This is a genomic window from Micromonospora sp. NBC_01655, from assembly GCF_026339755.1.
Lineage (GTDB): Bacteria > Actinomycetota > Actinomycetes > Mycobacteriales > Micromonosporaceae > Micromonospora.
Genome location: NZ_JAPEQF010000001.1, coordinates 110109 through 125521, shown reverse-complemented (window position 1 = coordinate 125521; position 15413 = coordinate 110109). Strand labels below are relative to the sequence as shown.

16 protein-coding genes are annotated in these 15413 nt (G+C 71.8%); all 16 read left to right on the top strand.

Annotation, left to right across the window (positions count from 1 at the left end; all coding sequences use genetic code 11):
* Positions 1–42 precede the first annotated feature (42 nt).
* Positions 43–1131, top strand: coding sequence for a 1,2-phenylacetyl-CoA epoxidase subunit PaaA (gene paaA, locus OOK41_RS00640; protein WP_266262422.1), 1089 nt, complete (start codon positions 43–45; stop codon positions 1129–1131).
* Positions 1128–1451, top strand: a complete 324-nt coding sequence (gene paaB / locus OOK41_RS00635; RefSeq protein WP_266262421.1) for a 1,2-phenylacetyl-CoA epoxidase subunit PaaB — start codon at positions 1128–1130, stop codon at positions 1449–1451. The genes paaA and paaB overlap by 4 nt, the downstream gene beginning before the upstream one ends.
* Positions 1448–2173 carry a 1,2-phenylacetyl-CoA epoxidase subunit PaaC gene (paaC, locus tag OOK41_RS00630; protein ID WP_266262420.1) on the top strand — a complete coding sequence of 242 codons (726 nt, stop codon included), beginning with the start codon at positions 1448–1450 and terminating at the stop codon, positions 2171–2173. Before paaB ends, paaC begins: the two co-directional genes overlap by 4 nt.
* A gap of 173 nt (positions 2174–2346) precedes the next feature.
* On the top strand, positions 2347–2823 hold the full coding sequence (gene paaD / locus OOK41_RS00625; RefSeq protein ID WP_266262419.1) for a 1,2-phenylacetyl-CoA epoxidase subunit PaaD: 477 nt from the start codon (positions 2347–2349) through the stop codon (positions 2821–2823).
* Positions 2820–3929, top strand: a complete 1110-nt coding sequence (paaE, locus tag OOK41_RS00620; protein ID WP_266262418.1) for a 1,2-phenylacetyl-CoA epoxidase subunit PaaE — start codon at positions 2820–2822, stop codon at positions 3927–3929. The genes paaD and paaE overlap by 4 nt, the downstream gene beginning before the upstream one ends.
* A 280-nt stretch (positions 3930–4209) precedes the next feature.
* On the top strand, positions 4210–5400 hold the full coding sequence (mqnC, locus tag OOK41_RS00615; protein WP_117668418.1) for a cyclic dehypoxanthinyl futalosine synthase: 1191 nt from the start codon (positions 4210–4212) through the stop codon (positions 5398–5400).
* A gap of 381 nt (positions 5401–5781) precedes the next feature.
* Positions 5782–7020 carry an LPXTG cell wall anchor domain-containing protein gene (locus OOK41_RS00610; RefSeq protein WP_266262417.1) on the top strand — a complete coding sequence of 413 codons (1239 nt, stop codon included), beginning with the start codon at positions 5782–5784 and terminating at the stop codon, positions 7018–7020.
* 109 nt (positions 7021–7129) lie between these two features.
* Positions 7130–7840, top strand: coding sequence for a demethylmenaquinone methyltransferase (locus OOK41_RS00605; RefSeq protein ID WP_117668420.1), 711 nt, complete (start codon positions 7130–7132; stop codon positions 7838–7840).
* Positions 7841–7908: 68 nt separating this feature from the next.
* Positions 7909–8133 (top strand): hypothetical protein, encoded by a 225-nt coding sequence (locus tag OOK41_RS00600; protein ID WP_117668421.1) that lies wholly within the window; start codon positions 7909–7911, stop codon positions 8131–8133.
* A 133-nt stretch (positions 8134–8266) separates the two neighbouring features.
* A complete protein-coding gene (locus OOK41_RS00595; protein ID WP_266262416.1) occupies positions 8267–9544 on the top strand; it encodes a geranylgeranyl reductase family protein in 1278 nt (425 codons plus the stop codon).
* A 180-nt stretch (positions 9545–9724) separates the two neighbouring features.
* Positions 9725–10090 carry an NADH-quinone oxidoreductase subunit A gene (locus OOK41_RS00590; RefSeq protein WP_117668423.1) on the top strand — a complete coding sequence of 122 codons (366 nt, stop codon included), beginning with the start codon at positions 9725–9727 and terminating at the stop codon, positions 10088–10090.
* Positions 10091–10103: 13 nt separating this feature from the next.
* Complete coding sequence (locus tag OOK41_RS00585) at positions 10104–10781, top strand: NADH-quinone oxidoreductase subunit B family protein (RefSeq protein ID WP_117668424.1); 678 nt, start codon at positions 10104–10106, stop codon at positions 10779–10781.
* Positions 10782–10786: 5 nt separating this feature from the next.
* The gene (locus tag OOK41_RS00580; protein WP_266262415.1) at positions 10787–11524 is read left to right on the top strand and encodes an NADH-quinone oxidoreductase subunit C; all 738 of its coding nucleotides are present in this window, start codon (positions 10787–10789) and stop codon (positions 11522–11524) included.
* Positions 11521–12846: an NADH-quinone oxidoreductase subunit D gene (locus OOK41_RS00575; RefSeq protein ID WP_117668426.1), complete on the top strand. Its 1326-nt coding sequence runs from the start codon at positions 11521–11523 to the stop codon at positions 12844–12846. The genes OOK41_RS00580 and OOK41_RS00575 overlap by 4 nt, the downstream gene beginning before the upstream one ends.
* 109 nt (positions 12847–12955) lie before the next feature.
* The gene (gene nuoE, locus OOK41_RS00570) at positions 12956–14050 is read left to right on the top strand and encodes an NADH-quinone oxidoreductase subunit NuoE (protein ID WP_266262414.1); all 1095 of its coding nucleotides are present in this window, start codon (positions 12956–12958) and stop codon (positions 14048–14050) included.
* Entirely contained in the window at positions 14047–15363 is a 1317-nt protein-coding gene (gene nuoF / locus OOK41_RS00565; RefSeq protein ID WP_117668427.1) for an NADH-quinone oxidoreductase subunit NuoF, read from the top strand. The genes nuoE and nuoF overlap by 4 nt, the downstream gene beginning before the upstream one ends.
* Positions 15364–15413 lie beyond the last annotated feature (50 nt).

Genomic DNA, 15413 nt, shown 5'->3' with positions numbered 1-15413 from the left:
ACCCTCTGGTGTCAGGCGTCGCGAGCTGTAACACTTGTTGTCATGTATGGCAACGACTTCCCCGCCCCGCAGGACGCGCCCGGCGGTGGCCTGCTCGGCGAGGTGGAGGCGGCGGAGACGGCGCTGCGGGATGCGGCGGCCCGGCAGCGCGTCGGCGCCCCCGGTCCGGACGCCGACCTGGAGACGTACTTCGTCGACGTGATCGACGCCGACCAAAAGATCGAGCCCCGCGACTGGATGCCCGAGGCGTACCGGAAGACGCTGATCCGGCAGATCGCCCAGCACGCGCACTCCGAGATCATCGGGATGCAGCCGGAGGGGAACTGGATCAGCCGGGCGCCCTCGCTCAAACGCAAGGCGATCCTGCTGGCCAAGGTGCAGGACGAGGCCGGGCACGGCCTCTATCTCTACGCCGCCGCGGAGACCCTCGGCGTCAGCCGGGACGAACTGGTGCAGCTCCTCCTCGACGGGCGGCAGAAGTACAGCTCGATCTTCAACTACCCCACGCTGACCTGGGCGGACGTGGGCGTGATCGGCTGGCTCGTGGACGGCGCGGCGATCGTCAACCAGGTCCCGCTCTGCCGCTGTTCCTACGGGCCGTACGCGCGCGCGATGATCCGGGTCTGCAAGGAGGAGTCGTTCCACCAGCGGCAGGGCTACGAGATCCTGCACATCCTGGCCCACGGCACCCCCGCCCAGCGGGCGATGGCGCAGGACGCGGTCGACCGCTGGTGGTACCCGTCGCTGGCCATGTTCGGCCCGCCGGACGGCGACTCCACCCACTCCGCGCAGTCGATGGCGTGGAAGATCAAGCGGTTCTCCAACGACGAGCTGCGGCAGCGCTTCGTCGACATGTGCGTGCAGCAGGCCGAGATCCTCGGCCTCACCCTGCCCGACCCCGCCCTGCGCTGGAACGACGAGCGGCAGGCGTACGACTACACCCAGCCCGACTACGACGAGCTGATGCGGGTGATCAAGGGCCAGGGGCCGTGTAACCGGCAGCGGATGGAGCACCGCCGCCACGCCCACGCCGACGGCGCCTGGGTGCGGGAGGCGGCCACGGCGTACGCCGCCAGGCAGGCGGAGCGGGCTGCCCAGCGGGCGGCGGAGCAGGAGAGGGTGGCAGCGTGAGCGAGCGCGGCGAGCGAGCGGGACAGCAACCGGCGGCACCGGAGCCGTCGCCGCTCTGGGAGGTGTTCGTGCGGGCCCGGCGCGGGCTGGCGCACACCCACGTCGGCAGCCTGCACGCCCCCGACGCCGAGTTGGCCCTGCGCAACGCCCGGGACCTGTACACCCGCCGCCAGGAGGGGGTGTCGATCTGGGTGGTGCCGGCGGGCGCGATCACCGCGTCCAGCCCGGACGAGAAGGACGCCTTCTTCGACCCGGCGGCCGACAAGGTCTACCGCCACCCCACCTTCTACGAGGTCCCGGACGGGGTGGCCCACCTGTGAACGGCCCCTTCGACCTCGCCCTCGCCCTCGGCGACGACGCGCTGATCGCCGCGCAGCGGCTCGCCGAGTGGACCACCCGCGCCCCGGAGATGGAGGAGGACGTCGCGCTGGCCAACATCGCCCTCGACCAGCTCGGCGCGGCCCGGCTGTTGCTCACGTACGCGGGCGAGCTGGAGGGCGCCGGCCGGGACGAGGACGCGCTGGCGTACCTGCGCGACGACCGGGAGTTCCGCAACTGCCTGCTGGTCGAGCTGCCCAACGGCGACTTCGCGGTGACCATGGCGAAGCTGCTCTTCCTGTCGGCGTACCAGCTCCCGCTGTACACCGCGCTGGCCGGCTGCGCCGACGAGCGGCTCGCCGCGATCGGGGCCAAGGCGCGCAAGGAGTCCGCGTACCACCTCGACCACGCCTCGCTCTGGGCGCGGCGGCTCGGCGACGGCACCGCCGAGTCGCACCGCCGGATGCAGGCCGCCGTCGACCAGGTCTGGCCGTACGTCCACGAGCTGTTCGCGCCGTTCCCGGGCGCGCCGGTCGACCCGACCACCCTGCGCGCGGCGTTCGACGCCACCGTCGACCCGGTGCTCGCCGAGGCCACGCTGGCCCGGCCGGCGGACGGCTGGGCACCGGCCGGCGGGCGGGACGGCCGGCACACCGAGCACCTGTCGTACCTGCTCGCCGAGATGCAGGTGCTGCACCGCGCCCACCCGGGGGCGACCTGGTGAGCGCGAGGAGTGCAGCGAAGCGGAGCCCCGCAGTCGCGAACGACGGGCGGCCATGGTGAGCGCGAGGAGTGCAGCGAAGCGGAGCCCCGCAGTCGCGAACGAAGGATGGTACTGGTGAGCGCGAGGAGTGCAGCGAAGCGGAGCCCCGCAGTCGCGAACGAAGGATGGTACTGGTGAGTGACCCCAGGGCGGCCGTGGCGGCGGTGGTGGACCCGGAGATCCGGGTGGTCACCATCGACGAGCTCGGCATCCTGCGGGCGGTCGACGAGGACCCGACCACCGGCCGGGTGACCGTGACCATCACGCCCACCTACACCGGCTGCCCGGCGATGGACGTGATCCGCGCCGACATCCGCCGCGCGCTCGCCGCCGCCGGCCACCCGGACGCGGCGGTCCGCACTGTCTACAGCCCGGCCTGGAGCACCGACTGGATCTCCGCGACCGGTCGGGCGAAGCTCGCCGACGCCGGCATCGCCCCGCCCGGCCCGGCCCGGTCCGGTCCGGCCGTGCCGCTGACCCTCGCCGTCCGCTGCCCACGCTGCGGCTCCCCGGAGACCGAGCAGGTCAGCCGGTTCGGCTCCACCGCGTGCAAGGCGCTCTGGCGCTGCCGTTCCTGCTCCGAACCCTTCGACCACCTGAAGGCGCTGTGACTGTCACGATCACCCGCCCGGTCCGTCGCCGGCCGGCCTTCCATCCGCTGCCCGTCGCTGCCGTCGACCGGCTCACCGCCGACGCCGTGGCGATCACCTTCGCCGTGCCCGAGGAACTGCGGGAGACCTTCGCGTTCCGCGCCGGTCAGCACCTCACCGTGCGGCGCGTCGGGGAGGACGGCCAGGACGTGCGGCGGTCGTACTCGATCTGCTCGACGCCGGACGACCTGGCCCGGCACGGCCGGCTGCGGGTCGGGGTGCGGGAGATCCCCGGCGGCGCGTTCTCCGGGTACGCCTGCGGGAGCCTGCGCGGCGGCGACACCGTCGAGGTGCTGCCCCCGCTCGGGAACTTCACCACGGCGTTCGCGCCGGACCGGGCCCGCCGCTACGGCGCGGTGGTCGCCGGCTCCGGCGTCACCCCCGTGCTCGCGCTGGTCGCCACCGCCCTGGCCGTCGAGCCGGCCAGCACCTTCACCGTGGTGTACGGCAACCGCACGGCGAACTCGGTGATGTTCGCCGAGGAACTGGCGGACCTGAAGGACCGGTACCCGGCCCGGCTGCACCTGGTGCACGTGCTCTCCCGCGAGCGGGGCGAGTCGCCGCTGCTGTCGGGGCGGATCGACGCCGGGCGGCTGGGCCGGCTGCTGGACACCATCGTGCCGGGCGACGCGATCGAGGAGTGGTTCCTCTGCGGCCCGTACGGGATGGTGGTCGACGCGAAGGCGGTGCTGGCGGAGCGCGGCCTGCCGGAGTCGGCGGTGCACACGGAGCTGTTCCACGTCGCCGAGGCCCCCGAGCCGCCGAGCCGCCCCGCCGACCGGCCCGGCGCCGGGGCGGAGGTGACGATCGTGCTCGACGGCCGGTCGTCGTCGGTCACGATGGGCCGTGAGGAGCGGGTCCTCGACGCGGCGCTGCGGGTGCGCGCCGAGCTGCCGTACGCGTGCAAGGGCGGGGTCTGCTCGACCTGCAGGGCCAAGGTCGTCGACGGCGCGGTCACGATGGCCCGCAACTACGCCCTGGAGCCGGACGAAGTGGCCGCCGGGTACGTCCTGACCTGCCAGTCCAGCCCGCTCACCGACACCCTCACGGTCGACTATGACGCCTGACGGGCGGTGTGGTGCCAGAGCACGCCGATCGGGGCGAACGAGCTGCCGGCGACCCGGCCCAGCCAGTTGCCGTGCTCGACCACTGAGACGCCGGCGCTTCGGAGCACGTCGGCGAGCCAGGGGATGGTGGGGTCAGCTCGGTGATCATTTATGCATGTTAATGTACCGATTTATCCCGGGGTAAGTCCTCGCGCGTCCGGCTGTCCCGGGACGGGCTGTGTCGTGTTCGACAGGAGTCCGGTCCGGCCGGCCGGGGGCGGGGCGACGTAGGCTCGGGGGCGTGAGTGTGAGCCGGGAGATCGACGACATCCTGCAGCGCGGCGCGGACGGCGGGCGGATCACGCCCGAGGAGGCCCTGCTGATCTACACCGAGGCGCCCTTCCACGCCCTCGGCGAGGCGGCCGACGCGGTGCGCCGGCGGCGCTATCCCGACGACATCGTCACGTACCTGATCGACCGCAACATCAACTACACGAACGTCTGCGTGACGGCGTGCAAGTTCTGTGCCTTCTACCGCGCGCCGAAGCACCGGGAGGGGTGGACCCACCCGACCGAGGAGATCCTGCGCCGCTGCGGCGAGGCGGTCGAGCTGGGCGCCACCCAGGTCATGCTCCAGGGCGGCCACCACCCCGACTACGGGGTGGAGTACTACGAGGAGCTGTTCTCCTCGGTGAAGAAGGCGTACCCGCAGCTCGCCATCCACTCGATCGGGCCGAGCGAGATCCTGCACATGGCCAAGGTCTCCGGCGTCGGCCTCGACGAGGCCATCGCCCGGATCAAGGCGGCCGGGCTGGACTCGATCGCCGGCGCCGGCGCCGAGATGCTGCCGGACCGGCCGCGCAAGGCCATCGCGCCGCTCAAGGAGTCCGGCGCGCGCTGGCTGGAGGTCATGGAACTGGCCCACCGGCAGGGCCTGGAGTCGACCGCGACGATGATGATGGGCACCGGCGAGACCAACGCCGAACGGATCGAGCACCTGCGGATGATCCGCGACGTACAGGACCGCACCGGGGGGTTCCGGGCGTTCATCCCGTGGACGTACCAGCCGGAGAACAACCACCTCAAGGGCCGCACGCAGGCCACCACGCTGGAGTACCTGCGGCTGGTCGCGGTGGCCCGGCTGTTCTTCGAGACGGTCCCGCACCTCCAGGCGTCCTGGCTGACCACCGGCAAGGACGTCGGGCAGCTCGCCCTGCACATGGGGGTGGACGACCTCGGCTCGATCATGCTGGAGGAGAACGTCATTTCCTCGGCCGGCGCCCGGCACCGCTCCAACCTGCACGAGCTGATCGGCATGATCCGCTCGGCCGACCGCATCCCGGCCCAGCGGGACACCCTCTACCGCCGGCTCGCGGTGCACCGCACCCCGGCCGACGACCCGACCGACGACCGGGTGGTCTCGCACTTCTCGTCGATCGCCATGCCCGGCGGCGGTGCGGGCCGGCCGCTGCCGTTGGTCGAGGTCAACTGACCCACCGCGCACCGGCGGGCACGCTGGGCGAGCGCTCACCGGCCGGTCGGCCGGTGAGCCGATCGGCGGTCCGGACAGTTCTGCTCGGCCTGTCGGACCTGGTGTGCGTCCTGTCGCCCGGAAGGGTCGCGCAGGCCAGCGCGGGTCGCTAACGTCCCTCGCGACGTGGTTCGAGGCCCAGTCCTCCATCGGCCCGTGGGGGCCGTTCACATAGAGCACGGCGGTGGGGGCGGGATGGGTGACCATCCCGCCCCCACCGTCGTAACGGGTGGGGGCCGGACGGATGAATTGCCGAGTCCACTCCTGGCGCATTCGATCTACCTCGGATAACGTCCGCTCGGTTCCGCAAAACCTCCCTCCTTCCCTAACCCCGGGGGATCAATGACCTCGTTCCACCGTTCGGCCCTGGCCCGGGTGGGCGCCGTGGCGCTGCTGGCCGCCGGTGGCCTGGCCACCGCAGCGGCCCCGGCCCAGGCAGCCGACCAGGCCGACCTGGCGCTCGTCCCGATCAGCGAGAACCTGGCCCTGGGCGTCAAGGCGGCCAAGGCCAAGCCGTTCAAGTTCATCGTCAACAACACCCGCAGCTCGGTGGCGGCCCGGGACGTCCGGGTCACCGTGGAGACGAAGGGCCTGACCAAGCGGGTCGGTGTCGTGGTCCCCGACGGCTGCGACGTCTCCGGCACCGCCTTCACCTGCCTGCTCGGCGACCTCGCCGGCGGCACCAGTGAGGACTTCGGGATCCCGCTGTTCAGCACCGGCGCCCGGGGCAAGGGCGGCGCGCTGACGGTGACGATCACCTCGGCGACCGCCGACCCGAACACGGACGACAACAGCGAGACCGTCGACGTCACCGTCACCCGACCCGGCTACGACCTCACCTCCTGGGTCCAGGACGGGTACGCCAACGTCGTGGTCGACGGCGCGCAGAGCAACGAGCCGGACCTCAAGCCGATCCCGCGCGGCGCGACCGCCCCGCTGGACTGGGCGATCTACAACGACGGCAGCCGCCGGGCGACCGGCGTCTTCTACACCATCACCCTGCCGGCCAAGGTCAGCTTCGCGAAGCTGCCCGAGAACTGCGTCGAGCAGGAGATCCGCGGCCTGGCCCAGGCGTTCTGCGAGGACTCCGGCGCGGTGCTCCGGCCGGGCGAGTACTACACCGACGACGTCCGGGTGAAGGTCGCCGCGGACGCCGACCAGCCGGTGCTGCGCATCGGCGAACTCTTCGCGTATGGGCTGGACGAGGCGCAGGGTGCTCCCGAGTCGGAGCCGCAGGTCGCCTCGGCGGCCCAGCGGCGCGCCTTCACCGAGACGGACGAGGTCGACAACCAGGCCGTCTTCGACGTCTTCGTGGACCTGTCCGCGCAGCCCACCCCCACCCCCACCCCCACCCCGACGTCGACCGGCACCCCGACCCCGGGCTCGTCCGGCGAGCCGAGCGCGACCACCTCGCCGGGCACCGGCGGTGGTGGTGGCGGGCTCCCGGTGACCGGCGCGCAGGCCGGGCTGATCGGTGGCGTCGGCGGCGCCGTGCTGCTGGCCGGTGGGGCGCTGCTGGTGCTCTCCCGCCGCCGCCGGGTGCTGCTGGTGACCCCGGGGGACGAGAAGTCGAACGACTGACGCGTCCGGTGCGCCGGCACGGGCGGGGTGGGCGACCACCCCGCCCGTCCGCGTTTTCCCGCACCGCCCCGGCGCCGGTCGGTGGGACGCCGGCTGGCAGAGTGGAGGGGTGAGCCGTACCCCGCAGGGCCAGCGCGCCAACCTGGACAAGCAGCCGCACGAGGTCGCCGCGATGTTCGACGGCGTGGCGGCCCGTTACGACCTGACCAACACCGTCCTCTCCTTCGGGCAGGACCGGTTCTGGCGGCGGGCCACCCGGGCCGCGCTCGGGCTCGGCCCCGGCGACCGGGTGCTGGACGTCGGCGCGGGCACCGGCGTCTCGACCGAGGAACTGGCCCAGTCCGGCGCGTACGCGATCGGCGCGGACCTCTCCCTCGGCATGCTGCACGCGGGCAAGCGGTCCCGCCCCTCGGTGCCGCTGCTGGCCGGGGACGCGCTGCGGCTGCCCTTCGCCGACGCGAGCTTCGACGCGGTGACCATCTCCTTCGCGCTGCGCAACGTGTCGGACACCGACGCCGCCCTGCGTGAGCTGGCCCGGGTCACCCGGCCCGGTGGCCGGCTGGTGGTCTGCGAGTTCAGCACCCCGGTGAACCCGGCGTTCCGCACGGTCTACCTGTCGTACCTGATGGGTTCCCTGCCGGCGGTGGCCCGCACCGTGTCCAGTAACCCGGACGCCTACGTCTACCTCGCCGAGTCGATCCGGGCCTGGCCCGACCAGCCGGCCCTGGCGGCGCGGATCGGCGCGGCCGGCTGGGGCCGGGTGGCCTGGCGCAACCTCACCGGCGGCGTGGTCGCCCTGCACCGGGCGGTTCGCGACTGACCCGGTCCGACTGCGGCGCGTTTCGTGAATATGCCGAATTAGTCCACTTTGCCCCGTAAGCTCGCTCCATGACGGGAGCAGAGCCGGCGCGCGCGACGCCGAGTGACGATGCCGTGGAACTCGTCGCCCAGCTCAGGGAGTTGGCGGGGGTCGACCCGGCCGACGTCCGTCAAGTGGTGGCGGAGGTGCTGGCGGCCCTGGACCGCGCGGCCGGCGGCGCCCTGCGGGACCACCTGCCGGAGGCCATCCGGGTCGACGCGGGTCTGGACGAGCCCACCTCCGCGCCGCATTGACCCCTTTGTGGAGCCCGGCGGCTCCCACCTCGGCAAGTTAGGGCCACCTAACCCGGCGGGGACGTAACGCCGGTCCTAGACTCCACCCGACTGGCTTGTGAAGGATTTCACGAGCGCGCGGGAGGAGGCGCAGATGACCGCGGTGGAGAACGACGCCGACGTGATCGTCGTGGGCGCCGGTCCCGGTGGCTCGGCGACGGCCTACCACCTGGCGCGGCACGGCGTGCGGGTGCTGCTGCTGGAGAAGACCGAGTTCCCCCGGGAGAAGGTCTGCGGCGACGGGCTGACCCCGCGCGCGGTCCGGCAGCTCATCCGGATGGGCGTGGACACCTCGACCGAGGCGGGCTGGCTGCACAACCGGGGCCTGAGGGTGATCGGCGGCGGCGTCCGCCTGGAACTGGACTGGCCGGACCTGGCCAGCTTCCCCAACTACGGCCTGGTCCGCACCCGGCTCGACTTCGACGACCTGCTCGCCCAACGCGCCGTCTCGGCCGGGGCGAAGCTGCGCACCAGCGTCAACGTGATCGGCCCGGTGCTCGACGCCGACGACCGGGTGGTCGGGGTGGAGGCCGAGGTCGGCCCGGACAAGGAGCCGGCCACCTACCGCGCCCCGCTGGTGGTCGCCGCGGACGGCGTCTCCGGCCGGTTCCCGCTCGCCCTCGGGCTGGCCAAGCGGGAGGACCGGCCGATCGGGGTGGCCGTCCGGCGGTACTACCGCTCACCCGCCAAGCACGACGACAACTACCTGGAGTCGTGGCTGGAGTTGCGCAGCAAGGACAGCGGCGACAACCTGCTCCCCGGGTACGGCTGGATCTTCGGCCTCGGTGACGGGCGGGTCAACGTCGGCCTCGGCGTGCTCAACTCCTCCACCGCCTTCGGCAAGACCAACTACCGGCGGCTGCTCACCGACTGGCTGGCCAACACCCCCGAGGACTGGGGGATGACCGACGAGGCGAACGCCGAGGGGCCGATCCTCGGCGCGGCGCTGCCGATGGGCTTCAACCGGGTGCCGCACTACACCCGCGGCGTCATGCTGGTCGGCGACTCCGGCGGCATGGTCAACCCGTTCAACGGCGAGGGCATCGCGTACGCGATGGAGTCCGGCGAGCTGGCCGCGGAGATCGCGGTGCAGGCCCTTGCCCGGCCGGCCGGCGCCGAGCGGGAGCGGGCGCTGATGGCGTACCCGCAGGAGCTGAAGGCCCGGTTCGGCGGCTACTACCGGCTCGGCGGGATCTTCGTGAAGCTGATCGGCCGTCCGGAGATCATGCGGGTGGCCACCAAGCACGGCATGCCGCACCCCGCCCTGATGCGCTTCGTGCTCAAGCTGCTGGCCAACCTGACCGACCCGAGCGGCGGGGACGCGATGGACCGGGTCATCAACGCGATGACGAAGGCGGCGCCAGCCGTGTAGCGCGAGGAGTTCGCGTGAGCCCGCAGGCCGCCGACGAGTGCGGGACTGCGGCCGGGACGGTCGACGAGGACCGCAGGCCGGACCGGGATCGACCCCGCCGACAGCTGTCGTGAGGGACGTGAATAGTGTGATTTTGGCCAACCACCGCCGAGGGCAGGGAAGGACGAGCAGGAGACCACAATGACGCTCTCGCCTTACGCACCCATCATCGGGCTGTTCGCCCTCGCCGCGGCGTTCGCGCTGTTCTCCGTGGCCGCCGCCCGCTTCGCCGGCCCGCTCCGGTACAACAAGGCCAAGCTCGAGGCGTACGAGTGCGGCATCGAACCCAGCCCGCAGCCCGTCGGGGGCGGCCGGTTCCCGATCAAGTTCTACCTGACGGCGATGCTCTTCATCGTCTTCGACATCGAGATCATCTTCCTCTACCCCTGGGCGGTCTCGTTCGACGCCCTGCCGATCTTCGGCTTCGTGGAGATGGTCCTGTTCATCGTCGCGGTCTTCGTCGCGTACGCCTACGTGTGGCGGCGCGGCGGCCTGGACTGGGACTGAGAGAGGCACGCAGATGGGTATCGAGGAGAAGCTTCCCGCCGGCGTCCTGCTCACCTCCGTGGAGAAGCTGGTCAACTGGTCGCGGAAGACGTCCTTCTGGGGCGCCACCTTCGGCCTGGCCTGCTGCGCCATCGAGATGATGGCCGCCGGTGGCCCGCACTACGACCTGGGCCGCTGGGGCATGGAGGTGTTCCGCGCCTCGCCCCGGCAGGCCGACCTGATGATCGTGGCCGGCCGGGTGAGCCAGAAGATGGCCCCGGTCCTGCGCCAGATCTACGACCAGATGGCCGAGCCTCGCTGGGTGCTCTCGATGGGCGTCTGCGCCAGCAGCGGCGGCATGTTCAACAACTACGCCATCGTGCAGGGCGTCGACCACATCGTGCCCGTCGACATGTACCTCCCGGGCTGCCCGCCCCGGCCGGAGATGCTCATCGACGCGATCCTCAAGCTCCGCGAGAAGGTCATGCACGAGCCGCTGGGCCCGAACGGCCGCAAGATGCTGGAGGCCCGCCGGGAGCGCGGCGACCTGCCGGTCGTCCCGTACGGCTCGATGCCGTCGTCGTACCGCAGTGACAAGGCCCGCCGCGCCGAGTGGACCAAGGCGGTCCGCGAGGGGCGCGAGGAGCAGCTGCGGATCGAGAACTGGATGAAGGCCCAGAACCACCTCCACCCGCACGGGGGCATCAAGTGAGCGCGATGGGCGCACCTTCCGACAAGCCGAACACCGGTGGCCTGCCGGTGCCGGTGACGCCGGCCGGGGCCAGCAGCGGCGCGCCGGCCGAGCACCCGCCGGCCAGCCCGGCCGGGCGCGGCATGTTCGGCATCCACGGCACGGGCGACGTCTCCGGCTTCGGGGGACTGGTCCGCCAGCGCCAGCCGGTCGAGGAGACCCCCCGGCCGTACGGGGGCTACTTCGACGAGGTCCGCGACGCGCTGGAGGAGGCGTACCCGGCGTTCGGCGACGCGATCGAGAAGGTCGTGGTCGACCGGGGCGAACTGACCCTGCACGTCCGCCCGGAGCGGATCGCCGAGGTCTGCCAGGTGCTGCGGGACGACCTGGCCCTGCGCTTCGAGCTGTGCTCCTCGGTCTCCGGGGTGGACTACCTCGGTGCGGACGAGCGTCGGCTGCACGTGGTCTACCAGCTCACCTCGATGACGTACCGCCGCCGGGTGCGGCTGGAGGCCGCGGTGTCCGCCGAGGCCCCGCACCTGCCGAGCGTCACCGGCGTCTACCCGACCGCCGACTGGCAGGAGCGGGAGGCGTACGACATGTTCGGGATCGTCTTCGACGGGCACCCCAACCTGACCCGGATCCTCATGCCGGACGACTGGGAGGGGCACCCCCAGCGCAAGGACTACCCGCTGGGTGGCGTGCCGGTCGAGTACAAGGGCGCCGAGATTCCGCCGCCGGACCGGAGGAGGTCCTACCAGTGACCACGTCCAACTACGCCACCGAGCGCGAGACCACCGAGGGCAGGGTCTTCACCGTCACCGGTGGGGACTGGGACCAGATCGTCTCCGGCACGGACCCGATCAACGACGAGCGGATCGTCGTGAACATGGGTCCGCAGCACCCGTCCACCCACGGCGTGCTCCGGCTGGTCCTGGAGCTGGAGGGCGAGACCGTCCGGGAGGCGCGGTCGGTCATCGGGTACCTGCACACCGGCATCGAGAAGAACCTGGAATACCGCAACTGGGTCCAGGGCTCGACCTTCGTGACCCGGATGGACTACCTCGCTCCGCTGTTCAACGAGACGGCGTACAGCCTCGCGGTGGAGAAGCTGCTCGGCATCACCGACGACATCACCGAGCGGGCCACCACGATCCGGGTCCTGATGATGGAGCTGAACCGGATCTCCTCGCACCTGGTCTGGGTGGCCACCACGGCCATGGAGCTGGGCGCGATCAACATGATGCTGTACGGCTTCCGCGAGCGGGAGTACATCCTCGACATCTTCGAGAGCATCACCGGCCTGCGGATGAACCACGCGTACGTCCGGCCGGGCGGCGTGGCGCAGGACGTGCCGGACGAGGCGATCGTCAAGATCCACAAGTTCCTCAAGATGCTGCCGAAGAGGCTCAAGGAGTACGAGGACCTCCTCTCCGGCCAGCCGATCTGGACCGAGCGCACCAAGAACGTCGCGGTGCTCGACGCGACCGGCTGCCTCGCGCTGGGCGTCACCGGCCCGGTACTGCGCTCCGCCGGTCTCGCCTGGGACCTGCGCAAGACCATGCCGTACTGCGGCTACGAGACGTACGAGTTCGACGTGCCGACCCACCCGGACGGCGACGTCTGGGGCCGCTACCTGGTCCGGCTCGCCGAGATCCGGGAGTCGCTCAAGCTCGTCGAGCAGGCGCTGGACCGGTTGAAGCCAGGCCCGGTGATGGTGGCCGACAAGAAGATCGCCTGGCCGGCGCAGCTCGCCATCGGCGTCGACGGCATGGGCAACTCGCTGGAGCACGTGGCGAAGATCATGGGCCAGTCGATGGAGTCGCTGATCCACCACTTCAAGCTCGTCACCGAGGGCTTCCGGGTCCCGCCGGGCCAGGTGTACGTCGGCATCGAGTCGCCCCGCGGCGAGCTGGGCGTGCACGCCGTCTCCGACGGCGGCACCCGCCCGTACCGGGTGCACTACCGGGAGCCGAGCTTCGTCAACCTCCAGGCCCTCCCGGCGATGGCCGAGGGCGGCCTGATCGCCGACGTGATCGCCGGCGGCGCCTCGCTGGACCCCGTGATGGGTGGATGTGACCGGTGAGCGCGAGGAGTGAGCTTGCGAGCCCCAACCGCCCGCGCGAGGAGCGAGCGGAGCGAGCCCCGCAGTCGCGGGCTGAGAACCGCGCAGTCGCGAACGGAAGGCGGCTCTGATGACGACTTTCACTGAACAGACGCGGGAGCGGGCGCGGGAGATCGTCGCCCGGTACCCGGCCGACCGGTCCCGCTCGGCGCTGCTGCCGCTGCTGCACCTGGTGCAGTCGGAGGAGGGGTACGTCTCCCCGGCCGGCGTCGAGTTCTGCGCCGAGGTGCTCGGCCTGAACAAGGCCCAGGTCGGCGCGGTGGCCACCTTCTACACGATGTACAAGCGCAGGCCGACCGGCGACTACCTGGTGAGCGTCTGCACGAACACCATGTGCAACGTGCTCGGCGGGCAGGAGGTCTACGACACCCTGGCCGAGCACCTTGGCGTCGGCCACGACGAGACCACCGCCGACGGCAAGGTCACCCTGGAACACGCCGAGTGCCTGGCGGCCTGCGACTACGGCCCGGTGATGACCGTCAACTACGACTTCTTCGACGGCGTCGACCCGCAGACCGCCCTCGGGGTGGTCGAGGAGCTGCGCTCCGGCGGCCGGCCGATGCCGACCCGGGGCGCGCGGCTCTGCACGCTGAAGGAGATGGCGGTGCAACTCGCCGGCTTCGCCGACGAGCGCGAGGGCGCGGTGGCCGACGGTGGCCCGGGCGAGCCGAGCCTGCGCGGCCTGCGGCTGGCCGAGCAGCACGGCATCTCGGTGCCGGGCTACGACCCGAACACGCCGATCCGCAGCAAGGCCGAGGCGGACGCTGCCGCCGCGAGGGCGAAGGCCGCGGAACAGGCGAAGCCGGCCCCAGCCGTGAAGCCGGCCCCAGCCGTGAAGCCGGAGCCGGCCGTGAAGCCGGAGCCGGCCGCGGGCGCCGAGGCCCCCGGCACCAGGATCCCGGCCGACCCGACGCCCCCGGCGCCGCGCGACGCGCAGGAGGCCGAGGCCGCCGGCGTCGCCGCGAACGCGCCGGCCGGTGACCGCAAGCCCGCCGGCGACGAGGCCGGTGCGCAGGAGCGCTCGCTCAAGGAAGCGGAGGCATCCGCGGGAGCGAGGAGTGCGCTTGCGGGCCCCAGTCGCCCCCGCGAGGAGCGAGCGGAGCGAGCCCCGCAGTCGCGGGCTGAGAACCGCGCAGTCGCGAGCGAAGGGGGAACCCAGAAGTGACCACTCCTCGGCCGGAGACCCTGGCCAAGCTCACCCCCGTGCTGACCAAGCGCTGGCTGTCGCCGGACGCCTGGCGGATCGGCACGTACGAGAAGCTGGACGGCTACGCCGCCCTGCGCAAGGCGCTCAAGGCACACCCGGACGACCTGATCCAGCTCGTCAAGGACTCCGGGCTGCGCGGTCGCGGCGGCGCGGGCTTCCCGACCGGCCTGAAGTGGGGGTTCATCCCGCAGGGCGACGGCAAGCCGCACTACCTGGTGGTGAACGCCGACGAGGGTGAGCCGGGCACCTGCAAGGACCTGCCGCTGATGACCCACGACCCGCACTCGCTGGTCGAGGGCGTGATCATCGGGTCGTACGCGATCCGGGCCAGCCGGGCGTACATCTACATCCGCGGCGAGGCGGTGCACGCCGCCCGCCGGCTGCGCAACGCCGTGCAGGAGGCGTACGCCAAGGGCTACCTCGGGAAGAACATCCTCGGCTCCGGGTTCGACCTGGATCTGGTGGTGCACTCGGGCGCCGGGGCGTACATCTGTGGCGAGGAGACGGCGCTGCTGGACTCGCTGGAGGGCTTCCGGGGCCAGCCCCGGCTGCGCCCGCCGTTCCCGGCGACCCACGGCCTGTACGCCAGCCCCACGGTGGTCAACAACGTCGGCACCATCGCCAGCGTGCCGTACATCGTGCTCGGCGGGGCCGACTGGTGGAAGACCATGGGCACGGAGAAGTCCTCCGGGCCGATGATCTACTCGCTCTCCGGCCGGATCGCCAACCCGGGCCAGTACGAGTGCACGATGGGCGTCACGCTGCGCGAGCTGCTGGAGCTGGCCGGCGGCATGCAGCCGGGGCACAACCTGCGGTTCTGGACCCCGGGTGGCTCGTCCACCCCGCTGCTCGCCGCCGAGCACCTGGACGTGCCGCTGGACTTCGAGGGGGTGGCGGCGGCCGGCTCGATCCTGGGCACCACGGCCACCCAGATCTTCTCCGACCAGGACTGCCCGGTGTACGCGACGTACCGGTGGCTGGAGTTCTACCACCACGAGTCGTGCGGCAAGTGCACCCCGTGCCGCGAGGGCAACTACTGGATGGTCCGGGTCTACCGGCGGATCCTCGCCGGCCAGGGCACCCACGAGGACCTGGACACCCTGCTCGACACCTGCGACAACATCCTCGGCCGCTCGTTCTGCGGTCTGGGTGACGGTGCGACCAGCTCGGTGACCTCGTCGCTGAAGTACTTCAAGCAGGACTACCTCGACTACATCGAGGGACGTACCGCGCCGAAGCTGTCGGACAAGCAGCTGGTGGGAGCGCACTGATGCGAGCGCGAGGAGTGAGCGGAGCGAGCCCCGCAGTCGCGAGCGAAAGG